Annotated in this window: 20 protein-coding genes; 9 read left to right on the top strand and 11 right to left on the bottom strand. The window is 71.4% G+C overall.

What is annotated here, in order from left to right; all coding sequences use genetic code 11:
• Positions 1-507: 507 nt before the first annotated feature.
• The 3 genes from ACFHWU_RS21280 to mshD all read left to right on the top strand — a co-directional run bounded on the left by ACFHWU_RS21280 (position 508) and on the right by mshD (position 3,462).
• A complete protein-coding gene (locus tag ACFHWU_RS21280; protein WP_416551850.1) occupies positions 508-1,224 on the top strand; it encodes a winged helix-turn-helix transcriptional regulator in 717 nt (238 codons plus the stop codon).
• A gap of 228 nt (positions 1,225-1,452) precedes the next feature.
• The gene (locus ACFHWU_RS21275; RefSeq protein WP_416551851.1) at positions 1,453-2,442 is read left to right on the top strand and encodes a polysaccharide deacetylase family protein; all 990 of its coding nucleotides are present in this window, start codon (positions 1,453-1,455) and stop codon (positions 2,440-2,442) included.
• A 105-nt stretch (positions 2,443-2,547) separates the two neighbouring features.
• Positions 2,548-3,462, top strand: a complete 915-nt coding sequence (gene mshD, locus ACFHWU_RS21270; protein WP_416551852.1) for a mycothiol synthase — start codon at positions 2,548-2,550, stop codon at positions 3,460-3,462.
• Positions 3,463-3,499: 37 nt separating this feature from the next.
• On the opposite strand, the gene pstB is transcribed toward mshD, so the two are convergent.
• From pstB to ACFHWU_RS21240, 6 genes are all read right to left on the bottom strand, one after another.
• Positions 3,500-4,279, bottom strand: a complete 780-nt coding sequence (gene pstB / locus ACFHWU_RS21265; RefSeq protein WP_416551853.1) for a phosphate ABC transporter ATP-binding protein PstB — start codon at positions 4,277-4,279, stop codon at positions 3,500-3,502.
• A gap of 20 nt (positions 4,280-4,299) precedes the next feature.
• The gene (gene pstA, locus ACFHWU_RS21260; RefSeq protein WP_416591394.1) at positions 4,300-5,364 is read right to left on the bottom strand and encodes a phosphate ABC transporter permease PstA; all 1,065 of its coding nucleotides are present in this window, start codon (positions 5,362-5,364) and stop codon (positions 4,300-4,302) included.
• On the bottom strand, positions 5,361-6,395 hold the full coding sequence (gene pstC / locus ACFHWU_RS21255) for a phosphate ABC transporter permease subunit PstC (protein ID WP_416551855.1): 1,035 nt from the start codon (positions 6,393-6,395) through the stop codon (positions 5,361-5,363). The genes pstA and pstC overlap by 4 nt, the downstream gene beginning before the upstream one ends.
• 117 nt (positions 6,396-6,512) lie before the next feature.
• Positions 6,513-7,616 carry a phosphate ABC transporter substrate-binding protein PstS gene (gene pstS, locus ACFHWU_RS21250; RefSeq protein ID WP_416551856.1) on the bottom strand — a complete coding sequence of 368 codons (1,104 nt, stop codon included), beginning with the start codon at positions 7,614-7,616 and terminating at the stop codon, positions 6,513-6,515.
• Between the two features lie 229 nt (positions 7,617-7,845).
• The gene (locus ACFHWU_RS21245) at positions 7,846-8,370 is read right to left on the bottom strand and encodes a hypothetical protein (protein WP_416551857.1); all 525 of its coding nucleotides are present in this window, start codon (positions 8,368-8,370) and stop codon (positions 7,846-7,848) included.
• 104 nt (positions 8,371-8,474) lie between these two features.
• Positions 8,475-9,329 carry an NUDIX hydrolase gene (locus ACFHWU_RS21240; RefSeq protein ID WP_416552082.1) on the bottom strand — a complete coding sequence of 285 codons (855 nt, stop codon included), beginning with the start codon at positions 9,327-9,329 and terminating at the stop codon, positions 8,475-8,477.
• Between the two features lie 133 nt (positions 9,330-9,462).
• Between ACFHWU_RS21240 and ACFHWU_RS21235 the strand changes: the two genes are divergently transcribed.
• From ACFHWU_RS21235 to ACFHWU_RS21215, 5 genes are all read left to right on the top strand, one after another.
• Positions 9,463-10,434, top strand: a complete 972-nt coding sequence (locus ACFHWU_RS21235; protein ID WP_416591393.1) for a Gfo/Idh/MocA family protein — start codon at positions 9,463-9,465, stop codon at positions 10,432-10,434.
• 94 nt (positions 10,435-10,528) lie between these two features.
• A complete protein-coding gene (locus tag ACFHWU_RS21230; RefSeq protein ID WP_416551859.1) occupies positions 10,529-11,275 on the top strand; it encodes a helix-turn-helix domain-containing protein in 747 nt (248 codons plus the stop codon).
• Positions 11,268-11,948: an arsenate reductase ArsC gene (locus tag ACFHWU_RS21225; protein WP_416568946.1), complete on the top strand. Its 681-nt coding sequence runs from the start codon at positions 11,268-11,270 to the stop codon at positions 11,946-11,948. The genes ACFHWU_RS21230 and ACFHWU_RS21225 overlap by 8 nt, the downstream gene beginning before the upstream one ends.
• Complete coding sequence (locus tag ACFHWU_RS21220) at positions 11,945-12,769, top strand: aquaporin (RefSeq protein ID WP_416568945.1); 825 nt, start codon at positions 11,945-11,947, stop codon at positions 12,767-12,769. The genes ACFHWU_RS21225 and ACFHWU_RS21220 overlap by 4 nt, the downstream gene beginning before the upstream one ends.
• Positions 12,770-12,799: 30 nt before the next feature.
• Positions 12,800-13,213: an arsenate reductase ArsC gene (locus ACFHWU_RS21215; RefSeq protein WP_416551862.1), complete on the top strand. Its 414-nt coding sequence runs from the start codon at positions 12,800-12,802 to the stop codon at positions 13,211-13,213.
• On the opposite strand, the gene ACFHWU_RS21210 is transcribed toward ACFHWU_RS21215, so the two are convergent.
• The 4 genes from ACFHWU_RS21210 to ACFHWU_RS21195 all read right to left on the bottom strand — a co-directional run bounded on the left by ACFHWU_RS21210 (position 13,206) and on the right by ACFHWU_RS21195 (position 16,481).
• Positions 13,206-14,210: an anion permease gene (locus ACFHWU_RS21210; protein WP_416551863.1), complete on the bottom strand. Its 1,005-nt coding sequence runs from the start codon at positions 14,208-14,210 to the stop codon at positions 13,206-13,208. The two genes, ACFHWU_RS21215 and ACFHWU_RS21210, sit on opposite strands and share 8 nt — an antisense overlap.
• Positions 14,211-14,215: 5 nt before the next feature.
• The gene (locus tag ACFHWU_RS21205; RefSeq protein WP_416551864.1) at positions 14,216-14,842 is read right to left on the bottom strand and encodes a DUF47 domain-containing protein; all 627 of its coding nucleotides are present in this window, start codon (positions 14,840-14,842) and stop codon (positions 14,216-14,218) included.
• Positions 14,843-14,980: 138 nt separating this feature from the next.
• On the bottom strand, positions 14,981-15,889 hold the full coding sequence (locus ACFHWU_RS21200) for a PPK2 family polyphosphate kinase (protein ID WP_416551865.1): 909 nt from the start codon (positions 15,887-15,889) through the stop codon (positions 14,981-14,983).
• Positions 15,890-15,974: 85 nt separating this feature from the next.
• Complete coding sequence (locus tag ACFHWU_RS21195) at positions 15,975-16,481, bottom strand: DUF402 domain-containing protein (RefSeq protein ID WP_416551866.1); 507 nt, start codon at positions 16,479-16,481, stop codon at positions 15,975-15,977.
• Between the two features lie 111 nt (positions 16,482-16,592).
• Between ACFHWU_RS21195 and ACFHWU_RS21190 the strand changes: the two genes are divergently transcribed.
• The gene (locus tag ACFHWU_RS21190; RefSeq protein ID WP_416591392.1) at positions 16,593-18,734 is read left to right on the top strand and encodes an ATP-dependent DNA helicase; all 2,142 of its coding nucleotides are present in this window, start codon (positions 16,593-16,595) and stop codon (positions 18,732-18,734) included.
• A 54-nt stretch (positions 18,735-18,788) separates the two neighbouring features.
• On the opposite strand, the gene ACFHWU_RS21185 is transcribed toward ACFHWU_RS21190, so the two are convergent.
• Complete coding sequence (locus ACFHWU_RS21185) at positions 18,789-20,069, bottom strand: AI-2E family transporter (RefSeq protein WP_416551868.1); 1,281 nt, start codon at positions 20,067-20,069, stop codon at positions 18,789-18,791.
• Positions 20,070-20,214 lie beyond the last annotated feature (145 nt).

Below are 20,214 nucleotides of genomic sequence, written 5' to 3'. Positions count from 1 at the left end.
CGGGTGCCCGACCGGGAGCGGGACCGGGTGCCCGACCGGGAGCGGGACCGGGTGCCCGACCGGGAGCGGGACCGGGTGCCCGACCTGGGGCCGGTGCCCGGCCCGGCACCGGTGGGCCGGAGTCCGGCGGCCCTGGGACGACGGCGCGACCGGGGCCGCCCCGCATGCCGCCGGGCCGCCTGCCGGGCGGCGGCCCGGCCGGCGACTCCCGGCTACCGTCAGGCCACTGTCCGCGACCGGCCTCGGATGGCGTGGAGGGATGCACGCCCTGATGGTGCCAGACGCGACGGGTGGCCCGCTGGCGACGGCGCGGCGCCGCTATGGCCGACTGCACAGATGAACAGCTCATCGCCGCGCTGTTTCCGGCACCTAATCGGTTAAGCTCATTGCTTGACCACCCGTCAGCGAAGCCGGGTTTCGACGCCACTGTCTGCGGTGACGGCCACGTGGCCGGCGTCCGCGGTCACCACGCGCGGCCGGGACAGGCCGCGAGGACGGAGGTGATGTGTGGAGATCCTGCTACTGGTAACGGCCCGTGCGGGCGAGCCGTCGGTCGTACTGCCCGCACTCGACCTGCTCCCCCACTCGGTGCGGACCGCGCCCCGCGACGTCCGCACCCTGGTTTCCGGGCCGAGCCCGGACGCGGTCCTGGTCGACGCCCGGTCGGAGCTGTCCGAGGCCCGTGCGACCTGCCGGATGCTGCACGCCACTGGACTGGGCGTCCCGCTGGTCGCGGTGGTCACCGAGGCCGGTTTGATCGCGTTGAACGCCGACTGGGGCGTCGACGACGTCATCCTGGCCAGCGCCGGCCCGGCCGAGGTGGAGGCGCGGCTGCGGTTGGCGGTAGGTCGGCTGACCAACGCCACATCAGGCGCGGGCGGGCTGATCCGGGCCGGCGAGCTGACCATCGACCCGGACACCTACGCCGCCAAGCTCAAGGGCCGCCCGCTCGACCTGACCTACAAGGAGTTCGAGCTGCTCAAGTTCCTCGCCCAGCACCCGGGGCGGGTCTTCACCCGCGACCAGCTGCTGCGCGAGGTTTGGGGCTACGACTACTTCGGCGGTACGCGGACGGTCGACGTGCATGTGCGTCGCCTGCGGGCCAAGCTCGGCTCGGAGTACGAGTCGATGATTGGCACGGTGCGCCAGGTCGGCTACAAGTTCGTGGTGCCGCCGAGCCGCTCGTCGCTGCCGGATGCTGAGCCCGCGCCGCTGCCGGTCTAGCGAGCAGGTCCAGTTCCAGCCGGACCGGCTGTCGGTCTAGCGGGTTCCGCCACCTACCGTGGCACAACCCTGAAACGTCAACTGAGGCGCCATCCGAAACTGTCCGGATGGCGCTTCAGTTTTTCGTCCGAATAGATCGTTTAAGTTAGCTCTCTCCTGTTTCGCCTTAGCAGCAACTGCTGTCTCCATAGCCTCGGGTCGACAACCGACCGACGGCGGGAGGCTGCAGTGACGGTGCTGGCGGGTCTACGCGGCCTGACCTACGCCAGTGCGGCTGTGACGGCCGTCCTTACCAGCGCGTACCTTCTCGGTTCCAGCAGTGCGCCGGCTGAACGGGCCGACCCGGTGCCCACACCCGCACCGGCACCGGCACCGGCACCGGCCCGCAGCGGACCCGACCCCGACCTGATGTCACCACCGGCCCGGCCCACGGCGGTGCCGTCGTCACCCGCCGGGGTACCGGACCCCGACAAGCTGGACGGCGTTAGGCCGGACCCCGAACCTCCGGACCCCGAACAGCCGGCAGCCCGGCTACCGGCGTACGCCCCGATGGCCCCCGACCGCAGCGGACCGCACGGCACCCGACGGACCAGCGGCAGCGCCGCGGTCGCCCTCACCTTTGACGACGGCCCGCACCCGGTGCACACCCGGCAGACCCTCGACGTGCTCCGCCAGTTCGGGGTGAAGGCGACCTTCTGCCTGGTCGGCCGGAACGTGGTCGCCCATCCGGAGCTGGTCCGAGCCATCGCAACCGACGGGCACACCCTGTGCAACCACTCGTGGAGCCACGACTTCGACCTCGGCAGCTACCCGACCGCCGCGATCCGCACCGATCTGATCCGCACCTCCGAGGCGATCCGGGCCGCCGCCCCCGGCCACCCCGTCTCCTACTATCGCCAACCCGGTGGCTTCTGGACTCCCGCCGTGGTCGAGGTCGCGCGGGAACTAGGCATGACCTCGATCCACTGGACCATCGACCCGGCCGACTACATCCAGCCCGGTGCGGGCAGCATCACCGCGACGGTGACCGCGCAGGCCGTACCCGGGTCGATCGTGCTGCTGCACGACGCCGGTGGCAACCGGACCGGTACGGTGCTGGCGCTGCGCTCGATCCTGCCGAACCTGCGGCAGCGTCTCCTGGTTGACGCGTTGCCGCCGATGGCCGAACCCGCCGACCAGCGCAGCCGCCGGCTGCACCTGCGCACCGGCCAGCTCTGACCCGCGAACCAGCCGCGCCGGCGAACCCACCGGCCCGCTGATCCACCGGCCCGCTGATCCACCGCGCCGCGACGGGCGGACCCGGCGGGAGATACGGTGGGGCACGTGGCTGAGCGGGTGACCCAGACGACCACGACCGTCGAGCGGTCCGACCGGCTCGACCCTACCCAGGTCGACCAGGTGCTGAAGCTGGCTGCGGCCGCCGCCGACACCGACGGCGCCGACCCGCTGCCGGAGCAGGTCGTCATCGGACTGCGGGACGCGGCCTCCGCCCGGCACCTCACGCTGACCGCCCCGACCGGCGAGATGATCGGGTACGCGAACCTCGACCCGACCGACCCGGCCGGCTCGGTCGCCGAGCTGGTGGTCCACCCGACGCACCGGCGACGCGGGTACGGTCGTCTACTGCTCACCGGGCTGCTCGACGCCGTCGAGCCCGCCGTCCCGCTGCGCGTCTGGGCGCACGGCGACCACCCGTCGGCCGCCGCCCTCGCCCTCGACCACGACCTGGTCCGCGACCGGGTGCTGTTACAGCTGCGCCGAAAGCTTGCCGACCCGCTGCCCGAGCCGGACCTGCCGGCCGGGGTACGGATCCGGTCCTTCGTGCCAGGTCAGGACGACGCGGCCTGGGTGGCGCTCAACGCGAAGGCGTTCGCCGACCACCCCGAGCAGGGCCGCTGGGGGTTGCCGCAGCTGCATGCCCGGATCGCGCAGCCGTGGTTCGACCCGGCCGGTTTCCTGCTCGCCGAGGATCCGGCCGGCCGGCTGCTCGGCTTCCACTGGACCAAGGTGCACACCGGGCCGGCGGTCGGCGAGGTCTACGTACTCGGAGTCGACCCGGACGCGCACGGCGGCGGTCTCGGCCGCGCGTTGACCCTGGCCGGGCTGCGGCACCTGGCCACCGCCGGGCTGCACCGGGCGATGCTCTACGTCGACGAGTCGAACACCGCCGCGGTACGGCTCTACACCCGGCTCGGCTTTTTGCGCTGGTCGGCCGACGTGACCTACCGCCGGCGCTGACCGCCGGCCTCGGCCGACCGGCTGATGCCCGCGCGGGTCAGCCGAACCGGCCGGTGATGTAGTCCTCGGTCGCCTTGACTTTCGGGTTGCTGAAGATCCGCTGCGTGTCGTCCATCTCGATCAGCTTGCCGGGGTGGCCGGTGCCGGCGATGTTGAAAAAGCCGGTACGGTCGCTGACCCGGGCCGCCTGCTGCATGTTGTGCGTGACGATGACGATAGTGAACTCGGCCTTCAGCTGGTGCATCAGGTCCTCGATGGCGAGAGTGGAGATCGGGTCCAGCGCGGAGCACGGCTCGTCCATCAGGAGTACCGCCGGCTTGACGGCGATCGCCCGGGCGATGCACAGCCGCTGCTGCTGCCCGCCGGAGAGGCTGGAACCGGGCCGGCCCAGCCGATCCTTGACCTCCTCCCACAGGTTGGCGCCGCGTAGCGTCTGCTCGACCAGTTCGTCGAGGTCGGCCTTGCGCATCCGACCGCCGTTGAGCTTCACCCCGGCCGCCACGTTGTCGTAGATCGACATCGTCGGAAACGGGTTGGGTCGCTGGAACACCATGCCGACCTGCCGCCGTACCGCGACCGGATCGACGCCGACGCCGTACAGGTCGTCGCCGTCCATCACGACCTTGCCGGTCACCCGGCCGCCGGGCACCACCTCGTGCATCCGGTTCAAGGAGCGGAGGAAGGTCGACTTACCGCAGCCGGACGGGCCGATCAGCGCCGTCACGGAACGCGGCTCGATGGTCATGTCGACCTGCTCCACGGCCTTGAAATTGCCGTAGAAGATGTCGAGGTCGGAGACTTCGATGCGCTTGGCCACTTGAGGGGTCCTTTCCGCGGTCAGCGGCTGGTCGGCAGGGAGAAGAAGCGGGAGATCAGCCGGGCCACCAGGTTGAGGCCCATGACGATGACGAACAGGGTGAGCGCCGCTGCCCACGCACGTTCCACACCGAACTCCGGCCGGGCACCGGGGATGCTGTACGAGTAGTAGGTGAAGATCGGCAGCGAGGACATCCGGCCGTCGAACAGGTTCCAGTTGGTTGCCGTGGTGCTGCCGGTGATGATCAGCAACGGGGCGGTCTCGCCGATCACCCGGGCGATGGCGATGGTCACGCCGGTGGCGATGCCCGGAGCGGCGGTCCGCAGCACCACCCGCAGCACGGTGCGCCACTTCGGCACGCCGAGCGCGTAGGACGCTTCGCGCAGCTCGTTCGGCACCAGCTTGAGCATCTCCTCGACCGAACGGACCACCACCGGCACCATCAGCACCGACAGGGCGACGGCACCGCCGAGACCGAACCGGATGCTCGGGCCGAAGAAGATCGCGAAGAAGGCGAACGCGAACAGACCTGCCACGATGGACGGGATACCGGTCATCACGTCGACCAGCAGGGTGACCCACCGGGCCAGCCGGCCTTTGCCGTACTCGACCAGGTAGACGGCGCACATCACGCCGACCGGCACCGAGATGAGGGTGGCCGCGCCGGTGATCATCAGGGTGCCGACGATGGCGTGCAGCGCCCCGCCGCCCCCACCCAGCACGCCCCGCATGTCGCTGCTGAGGAAGGTCCCGTCGAACCGGTGGATGCCGTTCTGCGTGACGGTGATCATCAACGACAGCAGCGGCAGCATCGCGAGGGTGAAGGCGAGGCTGACCAGCACCGTCACGAACCGGTCCCTGGCCCGGCGACCGCCTTCGACCTGCCAGGAGACAGCCGGCAGGGCCACCATGACGAGCAGTACGCCGATGGCCAGCGAGAGCGGGACGGCAAGCCCGAGGCTGAGGCCGCCGACCAGGCCGACCGACAGGCTGCCGCTGACCACCACCCATGGTGCCCACTTCGGCAGTACGCCGCTGTTCAGCGGGCTCGTGACGGGTGCCCGGGGCGGGGTGATGGTGGTCATGCGTTCGCTCCCGAGAAGTCGCGCCGACGGGCGACGACGGCCCGGGCGGCGAAGTTGACGACGAAGGTCAGTGCGAACAGCACCAGGCCGGTGGCGATCAGCGCGTTCACCGCCAGCCCGCTGGACTCGGGGAAGTCCAACGCGATGTTGGCGGCGATGGTGCTGCTGTTGACCGAGTCGATCAGGTTGATGGTGATCACGTCGGAGGCGGAGAGCACCATCGCGACCGCGAGGGTCTCGCCGAGCGCCCGGCCCAGCCCGAGCATGCTGCCGCTGATGATCCCGGAGCGGCCGAACGGCAGCACGGTCATCCGGATCATCTCCCAGCGGGTGGCACCGAGCGCCAGGGAGGCTTCCTCCTGCAGCCGGGGTGTCTGCAGGAAGACCTCCCGGTTGACCGCGGTCATGATCGGCAGGATCATCACCGCCAGCACCAGACCGGCGGTCAGCATGGTCCGGCCGGTGGCCGACGCGGGGCCGGCGAAGAACGGGATGAAGCCCAGGTACTCCTCCAGCCACTGGTAGACCGGGACGATGTTCGGGGCGAGGAAGAAGATGCCCCACAGTCCGTACACGACGCTGGGTACAGCGGCCAGCAGGTCGACCAGGTAGCCCAGACCGGCGGCGACCCGGCGCGGGGCGTAGTGCGAGATGAACAGCGCGATGCCGATCGCAAGCGGGGTGGCGAACACCAGTGCGATCACCGCAGCGAGGACCGTGCCGAACAGCAGCGGGGTGACGTATGCGATGAAGCCTTCGCCGCCGGGCAGTTCCTCGGGGTCGGCGACCAGGGCGGGGATGCCCTCGTAGAGCAGGAAGGCCGCGACCGCGGCGAGGGTGACCAGGATGAGCACGCCGGCACCGACGGCGGTGCCGGAGAAAATCTGGTCACCGATCCGTTCACCGGACCGGCCCCGCCGACGGGTCTCGGCGTTCGGCGGCTCGCCCGTCGACGTGCCGCGCGGCGAGTCGCCGCCGGGCGGCGGATCACTCGATGGGGTACCGCTATGCGCGGTGGCGGGCTTTGTCACGGATTACGCCTCCTCAGGCCGTGTCGTGACGGTCGGTACGGGGATACGCCGCAGGTCCGGACGGCCACCGGGTGACCGTCCGGACCTGGATCGCAGGGGCTGGACGTGGTGCTGGACTCAGCCGGCGACGGTGATCGCGTCGATGGCCTGCTGCGCCTGGCTGCGCAGCGTCGCGGAGATCGGCGCGGAGCCGGCGTTCTCGGCGGCGGCCTGCTGGCCCTCCTCGCTGATCACGTGGTTGAAGAACGCCTTGACCAGGTCGACCTTCTCCTGGCTGTCGTAGTTGACGCAGGCCAGCTGGTAGGAGACCAGCACGATCGGGTAGACGCCGGCCTCGGCGGTGTCCCGGGGCAGGTCGATGGCGAAGCTGAACTCGGGGCGACCGGCGACGGTCTCAGCGGCGTCGACGACGGCGGCGGCGGCCTCGGCCGAGTACTCCACGAACTCCTCGCCCACCTGGACCGCGGCGACGCCGAGGTCAGTGGCCTGGGAGGCGTCGATGTAGCCGATGGTGCCCTCGCCGCCGCGCAGCGCGGCGGCGACGCCCTGGGTCTGCGCGGCGGCCTCGCCACCGGTGGTCGGCCAGTCGCCGGAGACCTCGTACGGCCAGTCGGCCGGCGCGGCCTTGGCCAGGTAGTCGACGAAGTTCTCGGTGGTGCCGGACTCGTCCGAGCGGTGCACGGCGGTGATCGCCAGGTCGGGCAGCGCGGCGTCCGGGTTGAGCTCGGCGAGCGCCGGGTCGTTCCAGTTGGTGATCTTGTTGTCGAAGATCTGGGCGATCGCCGACGGCGACAGGTTCAGCGTCTCGACGCCCGGCAGGTTGTACGCCACGGCGATCGGGCTGATGTAGCCGGGGAACTCGATGAAGCCCTGCTCGCCGCAGGTCTCCAGGGCCGCCGCGACCTCTTCCTCGTCGAGGTACGCGTCAGAGCCGGCGAAGTCGGAACCGCCGCTGGTGAACTGCTCGCGGCCACCGCCGGAGCCGATCGGGTCGTAGGTGACGGTCGCGTCCGGGGCGACGTAGGTGAATCCGGCGATCCATGCCTCCATCGCGGCACCCTGCGAAGAGGCGCCGGCGCCAGCGAGGTCGCCGCTGACCGGGTTCTCGGAACCGCCGTTGGGATCCGTGCCGGTTTCACCGTCGTCGCCGCACGCGGCCACGCCGAGGGTAAGCATGACGGCGACCGGCAGGGCGGCCAGCCGGAGGGACTTACGATTCACGGTGCGTTGCCTCTCTGAGGTCGGGTGGCGAGTCGCCGCCCAGGGGTCGCGGGGGCGAGTTCACCGTCTCGAACGCCGAGGACGGTACGAGCCGTGGCTAAACTGCCGACCGGGGCATGGTGAACAGAAGGTGAACGGCGGTTGTATGGTCGCCGTCCGAGCTGAGCCCACGCTCGACTGTGACCGGCGTCGCACCTCGGCCGACGCATCTTGCCGCCTACGTCGGTGATCAGCTTTCGGGCCGACCGCGCCGCACCAGCCGCCAGCGGCGGGCCTGCTCGACCGGAAGCTGGTAGCTGACCGCACCGGAGCGGCCGGAACCGGTCCGGGCCATCCGCTGCAACGGCAGCCCCCACTTCGGATAGTCATGGTACGTCTTGACGATCCGGGTCAGCCCACCGAGCGCGCCGATGACCTTGTCGACCGGGCTGCCGAGCCGCGCCGCGAGGTCGCCGACCGACATGGTCTCGCCGGGGTGCTCGGCGAGCAGGTCGAGGATCGCGAACACGGTCTGGTGTGTCCGGGACCGACCCTGGGCGAACCGGCGCAGCTCCTCGACCGGCCACTCCTTGGCGGCGCGGGTGGTGGACCGGGCCCGGCGGGCTGGCTTCGGGATCGGCCTGGGCCGTTGGTCGAGCTCCTCGATCAGCCGGGCGATGTGCGAGACGTACTCGGCGGGCACGGCAAGATGCACGAGGTCGTCGGCGTCCGTCGGCGCACCTCGCGCGGCTGAGGTCCCTGGTCGTGGAGCCATCTGTCCCGTCCGGTAGCGGTCGCGGGCGAGGACCGCCCGGCACCCTGTCGCGTTTGTGCGCGCCAAAGTATCACCGCTTGGTAACGCAAGATCATCTATCCGGATCAGGGCTTGACAACCGCGAAGCTGACCGTCCCGTCCGGATCCACCTGCAACTGAGGGGTCACCGGTACGGCCGGATCCCGGCCAGCGGCGGCGGCGAAGACGGCGTCCGGGTCGGCGCAGCCGGCGACCTCGTCGAGCGTCACCCGGGTGGGTGGCAGCAGCTGCCACTCACCGGCCGCCGCCCGGTCCAGGGCCCGTCCCGGCCGGGCCCACACCGTCTGGTCCGCCTCACCGGACACGTCCCGGGTCGCCTGCCCGATCGGCAGCCGGGCCACGAAGAAGTAGGCGTCGAACCGGCGCGGCTCGAAGTCCGGGGTGATCCACCGGCTCCATGCGGCGAGCAGATCCGACCGTAGGGTCAGCCGCCGACGGCGCAGCAGCTCCGCGAAGCTCAGCGTCCGGGCGAGCAACGCCTGCCGGTCGACCTCCCACTCCGGACCGTCCACCGCGTCGACCACAGTGGCCTCGTCCGGACCGGCCAGCAGCACCCCGGACTCTTCGAACACCTCCCGGGCAGCGGCACAGACCACTGCCCGAGCCTGGTCCGGCGGACACCCCAGCCGGGCCGCCCAGTGCTCTGGATCTGGCCCAGCCCAGTCCAGCTCGCCGGCGGCGTCGGACGGGTCCACCCCGCCGCCGGGGAACGCGTACACCCCGCCGAAGGCGACGGCCGCCACCCGCCGGATCAGGTAGACCTCGAACCCGGTGCCGCCGGGCTCCCCCCTCGGCCCCGGATCCGTCGTCGGGCGCAGCAGCAGCACGGTCGCGGCGACCCGTGGTCGCACCGGTTCCCGGCCGGCCGCGTAGAACCGGCTGGCCTGCTCGACCATTGCCTCGGGCACGGCGAACAGCATCGGGTCGGGTGGCGCGGCGAAAGCCGTGACGTCGTCGTCGGTGGGCACCCGCCGAGCGTAGGTCGTCGCCCGGCGGACCGGCCAGCACGCCCCGCCGTCGCCGCGCACGGACTCGCTGGCTAGCGTGCCTCGCATGACTCGTTGGGGAATCCTCGCCACCGGCGGCATCGCCGCCCGCTTCGTCGAAGACCTGCAGTTGTTGCCCGACGCCGAGGTGCTTGCGGTCGGCTCCCGCTCGGTGGCCAGCGCGCAGGCGTTCGCCGACCGCTACGGCATTCCCCGGGCGTACGGATCCTGGGATGAGCTCGCTGCGGACGGTGACGTCGACGTCGTCTACGTGGCGACGCCGCACTCGGCGCACCACGCCGCGACCATGACCTGCCTGGCCGCCGACCGGGCGGTGCTGTGCGAGAAGCCGTTCACCCTTGACCTGGCCAGCAGCACCGAACTGGTGGAGACCGCCCGGGCCCGGGACGTGTTCCTGATGGAGGCCATGTGGATGCGGTGCAATCCGACCGTACGCCGGGTGTGCGAGCTGGTCGACGACGGCGCGATCGGTGAGGTCGTCTCGGTGCACGCCGACTTCGGCCTGGCCGGACCGTTCGGGCCGCAGAGCCGGATGCGCGACCGCGCACTCGGCGGCGGCGCCCTGCTCGACCTGGGCATCTACCCGGTAAGCCTGGCGCATCTGGTGCTCGGCCGGCCGGACTCGGTGCGCTCCTGGGCGAAACTCACCCCCGAGGGCGTGGACCAGAACACCGGCGTGCTGCTGGGCTACGAGTCGGGCGCGGTGGCCGCGTTGACCTGCGGCATCGTCGGGGCCACTCCGGTGGTGGCGACGATCACCGGCAGCACCGGCCGGATCGCGTTGCCGGACCCGTTCATCTGCCCGAGCGAGTTCACTCTCCGCCGGGGCACCGGTGCGCCCGAGGTGGTGCGCGTGGTCGAGCCGGCCGGCAACGGCTACCAGTACGAGGCGGCCGAGGTGCACCGCTGCCTGGCTGCCGGTCTGCGGGAGAGTCCGCTGGTGCCACACGCGGTGACTCTCGAGGTCATGGAGCTGCTCGACACGATCCGCGGTCAGATCGGCGTCAGCTACGACTGATCCCGGTCGGGAATTCGTCTGACCCGGTCTACCGGCCGGGTTCGGACGCTCGGTCGGCTTGACTCCGCCAAATATCTCAGCAATCATTGAGTCAATGAGCACTGAGGCAAGTCACCGTGCCGACGACCGGCCGCCACCTGCCCGCCCGCTGGAGCGGCGCGCCCGGGTGCACGCCGCGCTCGGCGACCCGGCCCGGCTGGCCATGGTCGACCTGCTGCACCTCGGCGACGCCGCGCCCGGCGAGTTGGGCCGACGGCTCGGGCTGCCGAGCAACCTGGTCGCCCACCACGTCAAGGTCCTGCAGGAAGCAGGCCTGCTGCGCCGTGCCCGGTCCGAGGGTGACCGCCGCCGCAGCTACCTGCAACTGGTGCCGGACGTCCTCGCTGGGCTGGCACCACCGCCGCTGGCCGACGTCGAGCGGGTGGTATTCGTCTGCACCCACAACTCGGCCCGTTCCCAGCTCGCCGCCGCGCTCTGGCAGCGCACCGGCCCGACCCCGGCCGCCTCAGCCGGCACCCGACCGGCGACCCAGGTGCACCCCCGGGCGGTGGCGCTGGCCCGCCGGCTCGGCCTCGACCTCGACCCGGCCCGCACCGCACACGTGTCGGCCGTCGTCGGCGACGGCGACCTGGTCGTCGCGGTCTGCGACAACGCCCACGAGGAGCTCACCGGGGCCGGCGCGCCCGACCTGCACTGGTCGGTGCCGGACCCGGTCCGGATGGACACCGACGCCGCCTTCGAAGCCGCGTACGCCGACCTCGCCGGCCGGGTCCACCGGCTGGCCCCCGCCATCACCAACCGGGCCGCCGCCCCCACGTCCACCGGAGCCCACCATGTCTGACGTCACCGACGCCGTCCGCCCCGACCTGTCCATCGACCAGCAGATGGCGCTGCGTACCGCAGCCACCCGGCTGGCCCGGGAGTTCGACGGCACCTACAACACCGAGACGATCGAACGGTTCCTGGCATCCAGCTACGACCAGTTCGCCACCGGCAGCACCATCCCCAACTATCTGCCGCTGCTCGCCGAGCGGTTCGCCCGGCAGCGGCTGCAGGCCCTGGCCCGGGTCGAGGGCCTGCACTCCGACGGCCGCCCGGTGGTGCTCTTCCTCTGCACCCACAACGCCGGCCGCAGCCAGATGGCGCTCGGATTCCTCACCCACCTGGCCGGCGACACGGTGGTCGCCTGGTCCGGCGGCAGCAAGCCGGGCCACGACGTCAACCGGGCAGCGATCACGGCGATGGCCGAACGCGGCATCGACATCTCCGGCGAGTACCCGAAGCCGTGGACCGACGAGGTGGTCCGCGCCGCCGACGTGGTGGTCACCATGGGCTGCGGTGACGCCTGCCCGGTCTTCCCCGGCACCCGGTACGAGAACTGGGAGCTGGACGACCCGGCCGGGCAGGACGTCGACGGCGTACGGCCGATTCGCGACGAGATCGAGCGCCGGGTCCGCCGGCTGCTGGACGACCTACAGAAACTGGACGACCTACAGAAACTGGAGAACGCGTGAACCCGATCGCACTCTGGCGACGGCTGCTGGCCGAGTTCGCCGGCACCGCCCTGCTGGTCACCTCGGTGGTCGGTTCCGGGGTGATGGCCCAGACGTTGTCGCCGGACGACATCGGGCTGCAGCTGCTGCAGAACTCGATCGCCACCGCCTTCGCGCTCGGCGCGCTGATCCTGATCTTCGGCCCGGTCTCCGGCGGGCACTTCAACCCGGTCGTCTCGACCGCCGACTGGTTCCTCGGACGACGCAGCCGCACCGGTCTGACCCTGCCGGATCTGACCGGCTACGTCGCCGCGCAGGTGACCGGCGGCATCGCCGGGGCGATCCTGGCCAACCTGATGTTCGCCCTGCCGGCGGTGACCTGGTCGGCCAAGGAGCGGTCGGCGGGCAACCTGTGGCTCGGCGAGGTGGTCGCCACCGCCGGCCTGGTCCTGCTGGTCTTCGCGCTGGCCAGGTCGGGCCGGGCCGGCGCGGCACCGGCTGCGGTCGGTGCCTACATCGGTGCCGCCTACTGGTTCACCTCGTCGACGTCGTTCGCCAACCCGGCGGTGACGATCGGCCGGGGCTTCACCGACACCTTCGCCGGCATCCAGCCCGCCTCGATCCCGGCGTTCCTGGTCGCCCAGGTCGTCGGGCTCGCCGTCGGAGTCGCCCTGCTGCTGTCGCTCTACCCGGGGGTGGGACGCGCCGCCGACCAGGTCGTGGTGCCGGCCGAGCCCGCCCAGCCGACCGTTCCCGCCCAGCCGGCAGATCCCGCCCAGCCGGCAGATCCGGGCGGATCGGCGACCGACGAGGCCGACACCCTGGCGACCGCCCGACGCTGACCGACCGCCCCACCCCTCGAAGGAGATACCGTGAGCAAGCCCAGTGTGCTGTTCGTCTGCGTACACAACGCGGGCCGGTCCCAGATGGCCGCCGGCTGGCTGCGTCACCTCGGCGGCGACGCGGTCGAGGTCCGCTCGGCCGGCTCGGCGCCGGCCGAGTCGGTCAACCCGGCGGCGGTCGAGGCGATGCGCGAGGTCGGCATCGACATCACCGACCAGACCCCGAAGCGGCTGGAGTGGTCCACCGCCGAGTCCTCGGACGTGATAGTCACTATGGGCTGCGGCGACGCCTGCCCGGTCTTCCCCGGCAAGCAGTACGAGGACTGGCAGTTGACCGACCCGGCCGGCAAGGGTGTCGAGGCGGTCCGGCCGATCCGCGACGAGATCCGCCGCCGGGTCGAGGCGCTGCTCGCCGACCTGGTGTCGGCGACCCGGGTCAGCTGAACAGCGGGCGGACGACGAAGTACATCACCGCGCCGATGCTGCCGGCCGCCGGGAAGGTCAGAATCCAGGCGCCGACGATGTTGCCGGCGACGTTCCACCGTACGGCCGACAGCCGCTTGGTCACCCCGACGCCCATGATCGCCGAGGTGATGGTGTGCGTGGTGGAGATCGGCGCGCCGAGCACCAGGGCGTTGAAGTAGAGCACCGAGCTGGCGACGGTCTCGGCGGCGAACCCCTCGGGCGGCCGCAGGTCGATGATCTTGCGACCGAGGGTACGGATGATCCGCCAACCGCCGGCGTAGGTGCCCAGCGCCAACACGGTCGCCGAGGTCCAGAAGACCCATTCCGGGATCGTCTCGGCGTCGGACTGGAACCCGCCGACGAACAGGGCCAGCACCACGATGCCGATGGTCTTCGCGGCGTCCTGCATGCCGTGCCCGACCGACATCGCCGCCGCCGAGACCGACTGGGCGATCCGGAAGCCCCGGTTGAGCTTACCGGGCTGTCCGTTACGGAAGATCCACTGCACGGCGAGCATGACCAGGAAGCCGAGCGCGAAGCCGACCAGTGGGGAGAGCACCATCGGCACCACCACGTCGCCGGCGATGCCGCCCCACAGCACCGTGCCGGAGGCGGCGATGGTGGCGCCGACCAGGCCGCCGATCAGCGCGTGGGACGACGACGACGGCAGCCCGAAGTACCAGGTGATCAGGTTCCAGGTGATCGCGCCCACCACACCGGCGAAGACGATGCCGAGGCTGGAGACGCCGGCCGGCAGCTCGACCAGGCCGCTGCCGACGGTCTTGGCCACCTCCGCACCGAAGTGGGCGCCGATGAAGTTGCCGACCGCGGCCATGATCAGGGCGACCCGTGGGGTGAGCGCCCGGGTGGAGATGCTGGTGGCGATGGCGTTTGCCGCGTCGTGGAACCCGTTGGTGTAGTCGAAGACCATGGCAACGGTGATCACCGCGAGGACGGCGATGAGTTCGGCGCTCACCCGGCTCAGGACTCCTTGACCGCGATGGTCTCGACGGTGTTGGCCACGTGCTCGAAGGCGTCGCAGGCAGCCTCCAGCTCGTCGGCGACCTCCTTCATCTTCAGCACGGTGAGCGCGTCGTACTCGCCGGAGAAGAGCCGGACCAGCAGCATCCGGTACGCCCGGTCACCCTCGTTCTCCAGCCGGTTGCACTCGATCCAGTAGTCCTCCAGGTCCTTCATCGCCCGTAGCCGGGGCATCGCCTCGGCGGTCACCCGGGCCTGCTGATCGAGCACCGCGATCAGCTCGTGCATCTCCCGGGGCAGCGACGGCAGCTGGGTCAGCCCGTAGAGGTAGAGCAGGTTGCCGACCGCCTCCAGGTGGTCCATCACGTCGTCGAGCTGACTGCCCAGCCGGTAGATGTCCTCCCGGTCGAACGGGGTGATGAACGCCGAGTTGATCTTCTTGTAGAGGTCGTGGGTGATCTGGTCGCTGTCGTGCTCGACCTCGGTGAGCCGCTCGCTGACCGACTGGACGTCGACTCCGGGCAGGGCGAGTTCGTTGAGCAGCTCGGTGCCCCGCACGAGGTTCCGCGCGGCCTTGGTGAACAGTTCATAGAAGGCGCCCTCGACCGGGCGGAAGGAGAACTTCACAGCGCAGACCTCGTCGGAGACGGTGGGGAACAGGGGCTGGCCACGGGTAACGCCCGCGCGCTCTGCAGGGAATGCTAGGTAACAGCGAATCACGCCTGCTCGCGGCCCACCCCTGTACACCTACGAGTCAGTCTCTGTTCATCCGCCGTTTACTTTCGGTCCATCCCCGGCGAGCAGCCGAGCATGCTCCTTGCGCAGGTCGAAACGAGCTGGCGGGTAGCTCAGGTCCAGATCCGCGAAATGTTCCCGGAGCAGGTGCGCCAACGCCCAGTCCCGGTACCACTTGCGGTCGGCCGGCACCACGAACCAGGGCGCGGCGTCCGTGGCGCAGCGGCTCAACGCCTCCGTGTACGCGGCCTGGTAGTCCGGCCACTTGGTGCGGGCGTCCACGTCCCCCGGGTGGTACTTCCAGTGCTTGGTCGGATCGGTCAACCGGGACAACAGCCGCTCCCGCTGCTCCGCGTACGAGATGTGCAGGAACACCTTGATCAGCACGAACCCCTCGTCGACCAGCCCGGCCTCGAATTCGTTGATCTCGTCGTAGCGGGCCCGCCAGGTCTCCTCCGGCACCAGCGACTCGACCCGTACCACCAGCACGTCCTCGTAGTGTGACCGATCGAACACCCCGACCTGGCCGGCGTCCGGCAACGCCCGGCGGATCCGCCACAGGAAATGGTGCGCCAACTCCTCCTCGGTAGGCGGCCCGAACGCCCGGATCCGCAGGCCGAGCGGGTTCATCGCGCCGGCGACCCGCTTCACCGCGCCGCCCTTGCCGCCGCAGTCCATGGCCTGCAGCACCAGCAGCACCCGCCGACCGGCCGCGCTGCCGGCGACAGCCTGGGCGTGCAGCATCTCCTGCTGCTCGGCCAGTTCGTCGCCGATGCGGCGGACCTCGGCGCGGGCCCACGACTTGCGGTCCGGCCCGGTCACCGACAGCGCCGGCAGCCCCGGCGTCGACCTCGGGTCGATCGCGGAGAGGTCGACCGGCCGGCCGGCGCCGACCCGTAGCAGTTCCCGGACAGGTGGCTCGTACAGGTCAGCAGTCATCCGACGATCATCACCCAGCCGGCCCCCGGCCGACCAGCCGACCGCTACCCGACCAGCCGGCCGGCCGACCGGCGAGCCAGCCGGATCAGCAGACCAGCGCCAGCCACTTCCGGTAGGCCGAGGCGAACGGCTCGGTGCCGTCGCCGAGCGCGTCCTGCAACCAGCGGGCGGCGGCCCAGGCCGACTCCACCACGTCCTCCGGGTAGCCGTACCGCACCCGGTGCTCGGCGAACTCGTCCTCGTCGCGCAGTTCCACGAGGCCGGTTGCCCGGCGCCGTACCACATCAAGATCAAGATCAATGAGGTGTACGGTGGAATCGTCCTCCCAGCGGGCCGGGCTGGCGATGTCGCAGTAGACCTCGCTGGTGCGCGGCGGCGGGTTGAACATGCAGGTCCACCACTGCTCACGCGGCACCAGCAGGACGAACGGGATCTGCTCCACCGACGGGCGACCGTGGTAGATCGACTCGGTGCCCCGGGGCACGCCGAGCCACACGCCGACCTCGTCCTCAGTCAACCGGCGGGCCGGATAGTCCCGGTGGGCCGAACCGTCGTACTTGCGATAGACCACCCGTACGACACCGCTCGACATGTGTCGCACCTTAACCGATGGCCGCTCACCGGAAGGCAACGTGCAGGTGACGCCCCAGTGCCGGCGCCAGCACCCGGGCGTCACCGGGCGACACCGGCCGGCACGCTGTGGATGACCGCCGAGGACGACGGTGGTGATCGGTACTGTCACCGGGTGACCCCTGCGACGACCACCAGCACCGCGTCCGCTCCGGCGGCCCCGCCGCGCCCGGCCGGCCGCTCCGGCACCGGTCGGCCGAGCGCCGCCCAGTTGCTCGCCGCCGCGGTCGGCGCGGTCCCCGGCGGCGCGGCCCGGCCCGGCCAGCAGGAGATGGCGTCGGCGATTGCCGACGCCATCCGTACCCGGCACCACCTGCTCGTGCAGGCCGGCACCGGCACCGGCAAATCGCTGGCCTACCTGGCACCCGCGCTGACCGTCGACGGCCCGGTGGTGGTCTCCACCGCCACCCTGGCGCTGCAGTCGCAGCTGGTCGAGCACGACCTGCCCCGACTCGCCGACGCGGTCGAGCCGATCCTGCGCCGCCGGCCCACCTTCGCCGTCCTCAAGGGCCGGCACCACTACCTGTGCCTGGCCCGGCTGGAGGACTCGGCCGAGGAGGAGCCGACGGACCTGTTCGACGCCGCCGGCGACAACGGCGACAGCGGCGGTAGCAACGGTGGCGGCGGCACCCGCTGGCTGGGCGCTGCCAACCGGCTCGGCAAGCAGGTGCAACGGTTACGTGACTGGGCGATGGAGACCGACACCGGCGACCGCGACGAGCTGGACCCCGGCGTCGACGACCAGGTGTGGCGGCAGGTGTCGATGCCGGCCCGGGAGTGCGTCGGGGCGGCCCGCTGCCCGTACGGCGAGGAATGCTTCGCCGAGGCGTCCCGGTTCCGGGCCCGCGAAGCCGACGTGGTGGTCACCAACCACAGCCTGCTCGCCGTCGACATGCTCGCCGACCGGCACATCGTGCCGCCACACAAACTGCTGATCGTCGACGAGGCCCACGAGCTGGCCGACCGGGTCTCCTCGGCCGCCCAGGCCGAGCTCACCCCGGACGTGATCGACCGGGCCACCCGGCGGGCCCGGCCGCTGCTGCCGCCGGAGACCGCCGAGCAGCTCACCGAGGCCGGTGACGCCCTCGCCGTCGGGCTGGGCGAGTCGCCGGCCGGGCGGCTGACCAGCGGTCTGCCGCCGGCGCTGCGCGAGGCGTGCACCCTGCTGGAGTCGGCGACCCGGGCCGCGCTGGACAAGATCGGCGACATCAAGGCCGACGACCCGGACCCGGTGCGCAAACAGCAGGCCAAGTCGGTGCTGGACGAGCTCTCGACAACCGCCCAACGGCTGCTCGACGAGGCCGAACACGACGTCGCCTGGGTGGAGAAGCCGGACGGTCCGGCCGCCAACCGCCGGGCGCTGGTGGTGGCACCGCTGTCGGTGGCCGGCACCCTGTCCAGCCACCTCTACGAGGAGCGGACCGTGGTGGCCACCTCCGCCACCCTGACCCTGGGCGGGCGGTTCGACACGGTGGCCCGGTCGCTGGGTCTGGAGACCGCCGCCCCGGTCACCGACCAGACCGAGGCGGTCACGGCCGACGATCTCAGCTGGCGGTCACTCGACGTCGGTTCCCCGTTCGACTACCCCAAGCAGGGCATCCTGTACGTCGCCGCGCACTTGCCCCGGCCGACTGTCTCCGGGCTGCCCGCCCAGGCCGGCGAGGAGCTGCTGTCGCTGATCGGCACACTCGGTGGCCGTACCCTCGGATTGTTCTCGTCCCGGCGGGCCGCGCAGCAGGCCGCGGAGCTGGTCCGGGCGCGGACCGGGCTGACCGTGCACGTGCAGGGCGAGCAGGCGTTGCCGCTGCTGGTCCGCCGGTTCCGGGAGGACCGGGCGAGCTGCCTGTTCGGCGTGATGTCGCTGTGGCAGGGGGTGGACGTGCCCGGCGACGCCTGCCAGCTGGTGGTGATCGACCGGCTGCCGTTCCCCCGGCCGGACGAGCCGCTGGCCGCCGCCCGCGCCGCCGCCGTGGACGCCGCCGGCGGCTCCGGGTTCGCGGCGGTCAGCGTGCCGATCGCGGCGGTACGCCTGGCGCAGGGAGCCGGGCGGCTGATCAGGTCGACCGGTGACCGGGGCGTCGTGGCGGTGCTGGACTCCCGGCTGGAGACCGCCCGTGGCTACGGCGCGTTCCTGCGCCGGTCGCTGCCGCCGTTCTGGTACACCACCCGGCCCGAGGTGGTGCAGGGCGCGCTGCGCCGACTCGCCGCCAGCTGACCGCCGCGAACGCCGCGAGTCAGGCGGGTCGGCCGCCGGCCGGCGGCGTTCAGATCACGGTGGGCTGGTGCCGGTCACCACGGACTCCGGCGGTGGCGGCGGCGGCGGGACGTGCCGGCGGCGGGCCAGCCGGCGTACCGCCGTGTTCAGCACCGCGATCAGCGGTACGGCGACCAGCGCGCCGACGATGCCGGCCAGCACCACACCGGAGGTCACTGCCAGCACCACGGCCAGCGGGTGGATCGCCACCGCCCGCCCCATGATCAACGGCTGCAGGACGTTGCCCTCCAGCTGCTGCACCGCGATCACCGCACCCAGGATGATCAACGCGGTGACCCAGCCGCTGTCCACCAGGGCCACCAGGATGGCCACCGCGCCGGACAGGGTCGCGCCGACGATCGGGATGAACGCCCCCAGGAACACCAGCGCGGCCAACGCGAACGCGAACGGGATGTCGAACAGCACCAGGAAGATCCCGATGCCCACGGCATCGATGAACGCCACCAGCACGGTCGCCCGGACATAGGCGACCAGGGTCGTCCAGGCCGCGCTACCTGCGTCGTCGACCCGCCACCGGGCACCGGTCGGGAACAGCCCCACCAGGAACCGCCAGATCCGCTGCCCGTCCCGGAGGAAGAAGAACGTCGAGAACAACACCAGCAGCGCACCGGTGAACAGTTCGACGACCGTCCCGGCGGTGGAGACCGCGCCGCTGGTCAACGTCTGGGTGTTCTCGTTGATCCAGTTCTGTCCGGCCTCGACGTACTGGTCGAGCTGTCCATCGTCGAGCTTCAGCGGACCGGTGCGCAGCCACTGCTGGATCTCCCCGATGCCGCTGGACGCCTTCTCGCTCAGGTCCGGCAGTCCGGTGATGAACTCGTTGACCACCAGGGTCAGCGTGCCGACCACCCCGGCCAGCCCGGTGATCAGCACCACCGCCGTGGCCAGGGTGCGGGGCACGTGGGCCCGCAGCAGCCAGCCGACCGCCGGGGCGAGCAACGCGGCGAGCAGCAATGCCACCAGCACCGGAATGATGACGATCCGGACGTTGCCGATGACCCGCAGCAACGCCCAGCCGACGATGCCGATCACGATCAGCCGCCACGACCAGGCGGCGGCGATCCGGAGCGCGTGCGGCACGTCCGCGTCGTCGCGGCTCGTGGTCGACAGGTGCCCGTCGCCCGGCGGCGGGGTCTCCGCGCCCGGCTCGGCACCCGCGCCGGCCAGCTCGTCGGCGGCACCGGCCGCGGCGGCCCGGCGGGACCGTTCCCGCTCCCGGGCGGCCCGCACCGATTCCCGCCCAGCCTCGTACGCCTGGCGTAGCCGCCCTCTCATTTGTTGCAGCCGGCTCAAGCCAACCCCCGGAGTCAAGTAATCGGTCCGTACACGGTAACGGGCACATGTCCACCGTTGTTGCCGCTACCTCCCTGAACTCTCCCCGAAGTGCCCCGTACGGGCATCGGGCAACCATCCGGCCGAC

The organism is Micromonospora sp. LOL_015, from assembly GCF_048060275.1.
In the GTDB taxonomy this organism is placed as follows: Bacteria; Actinomycetota; Actinomycetes; order Mycobacteriales; family Micromonosporaceae; genus Micromonospora_E.
The sequence above is the reverse complement of the archived record's forward strand: the minus strand, read 5'-3'. Positions and strand labels throughout refer to the sequence as shown.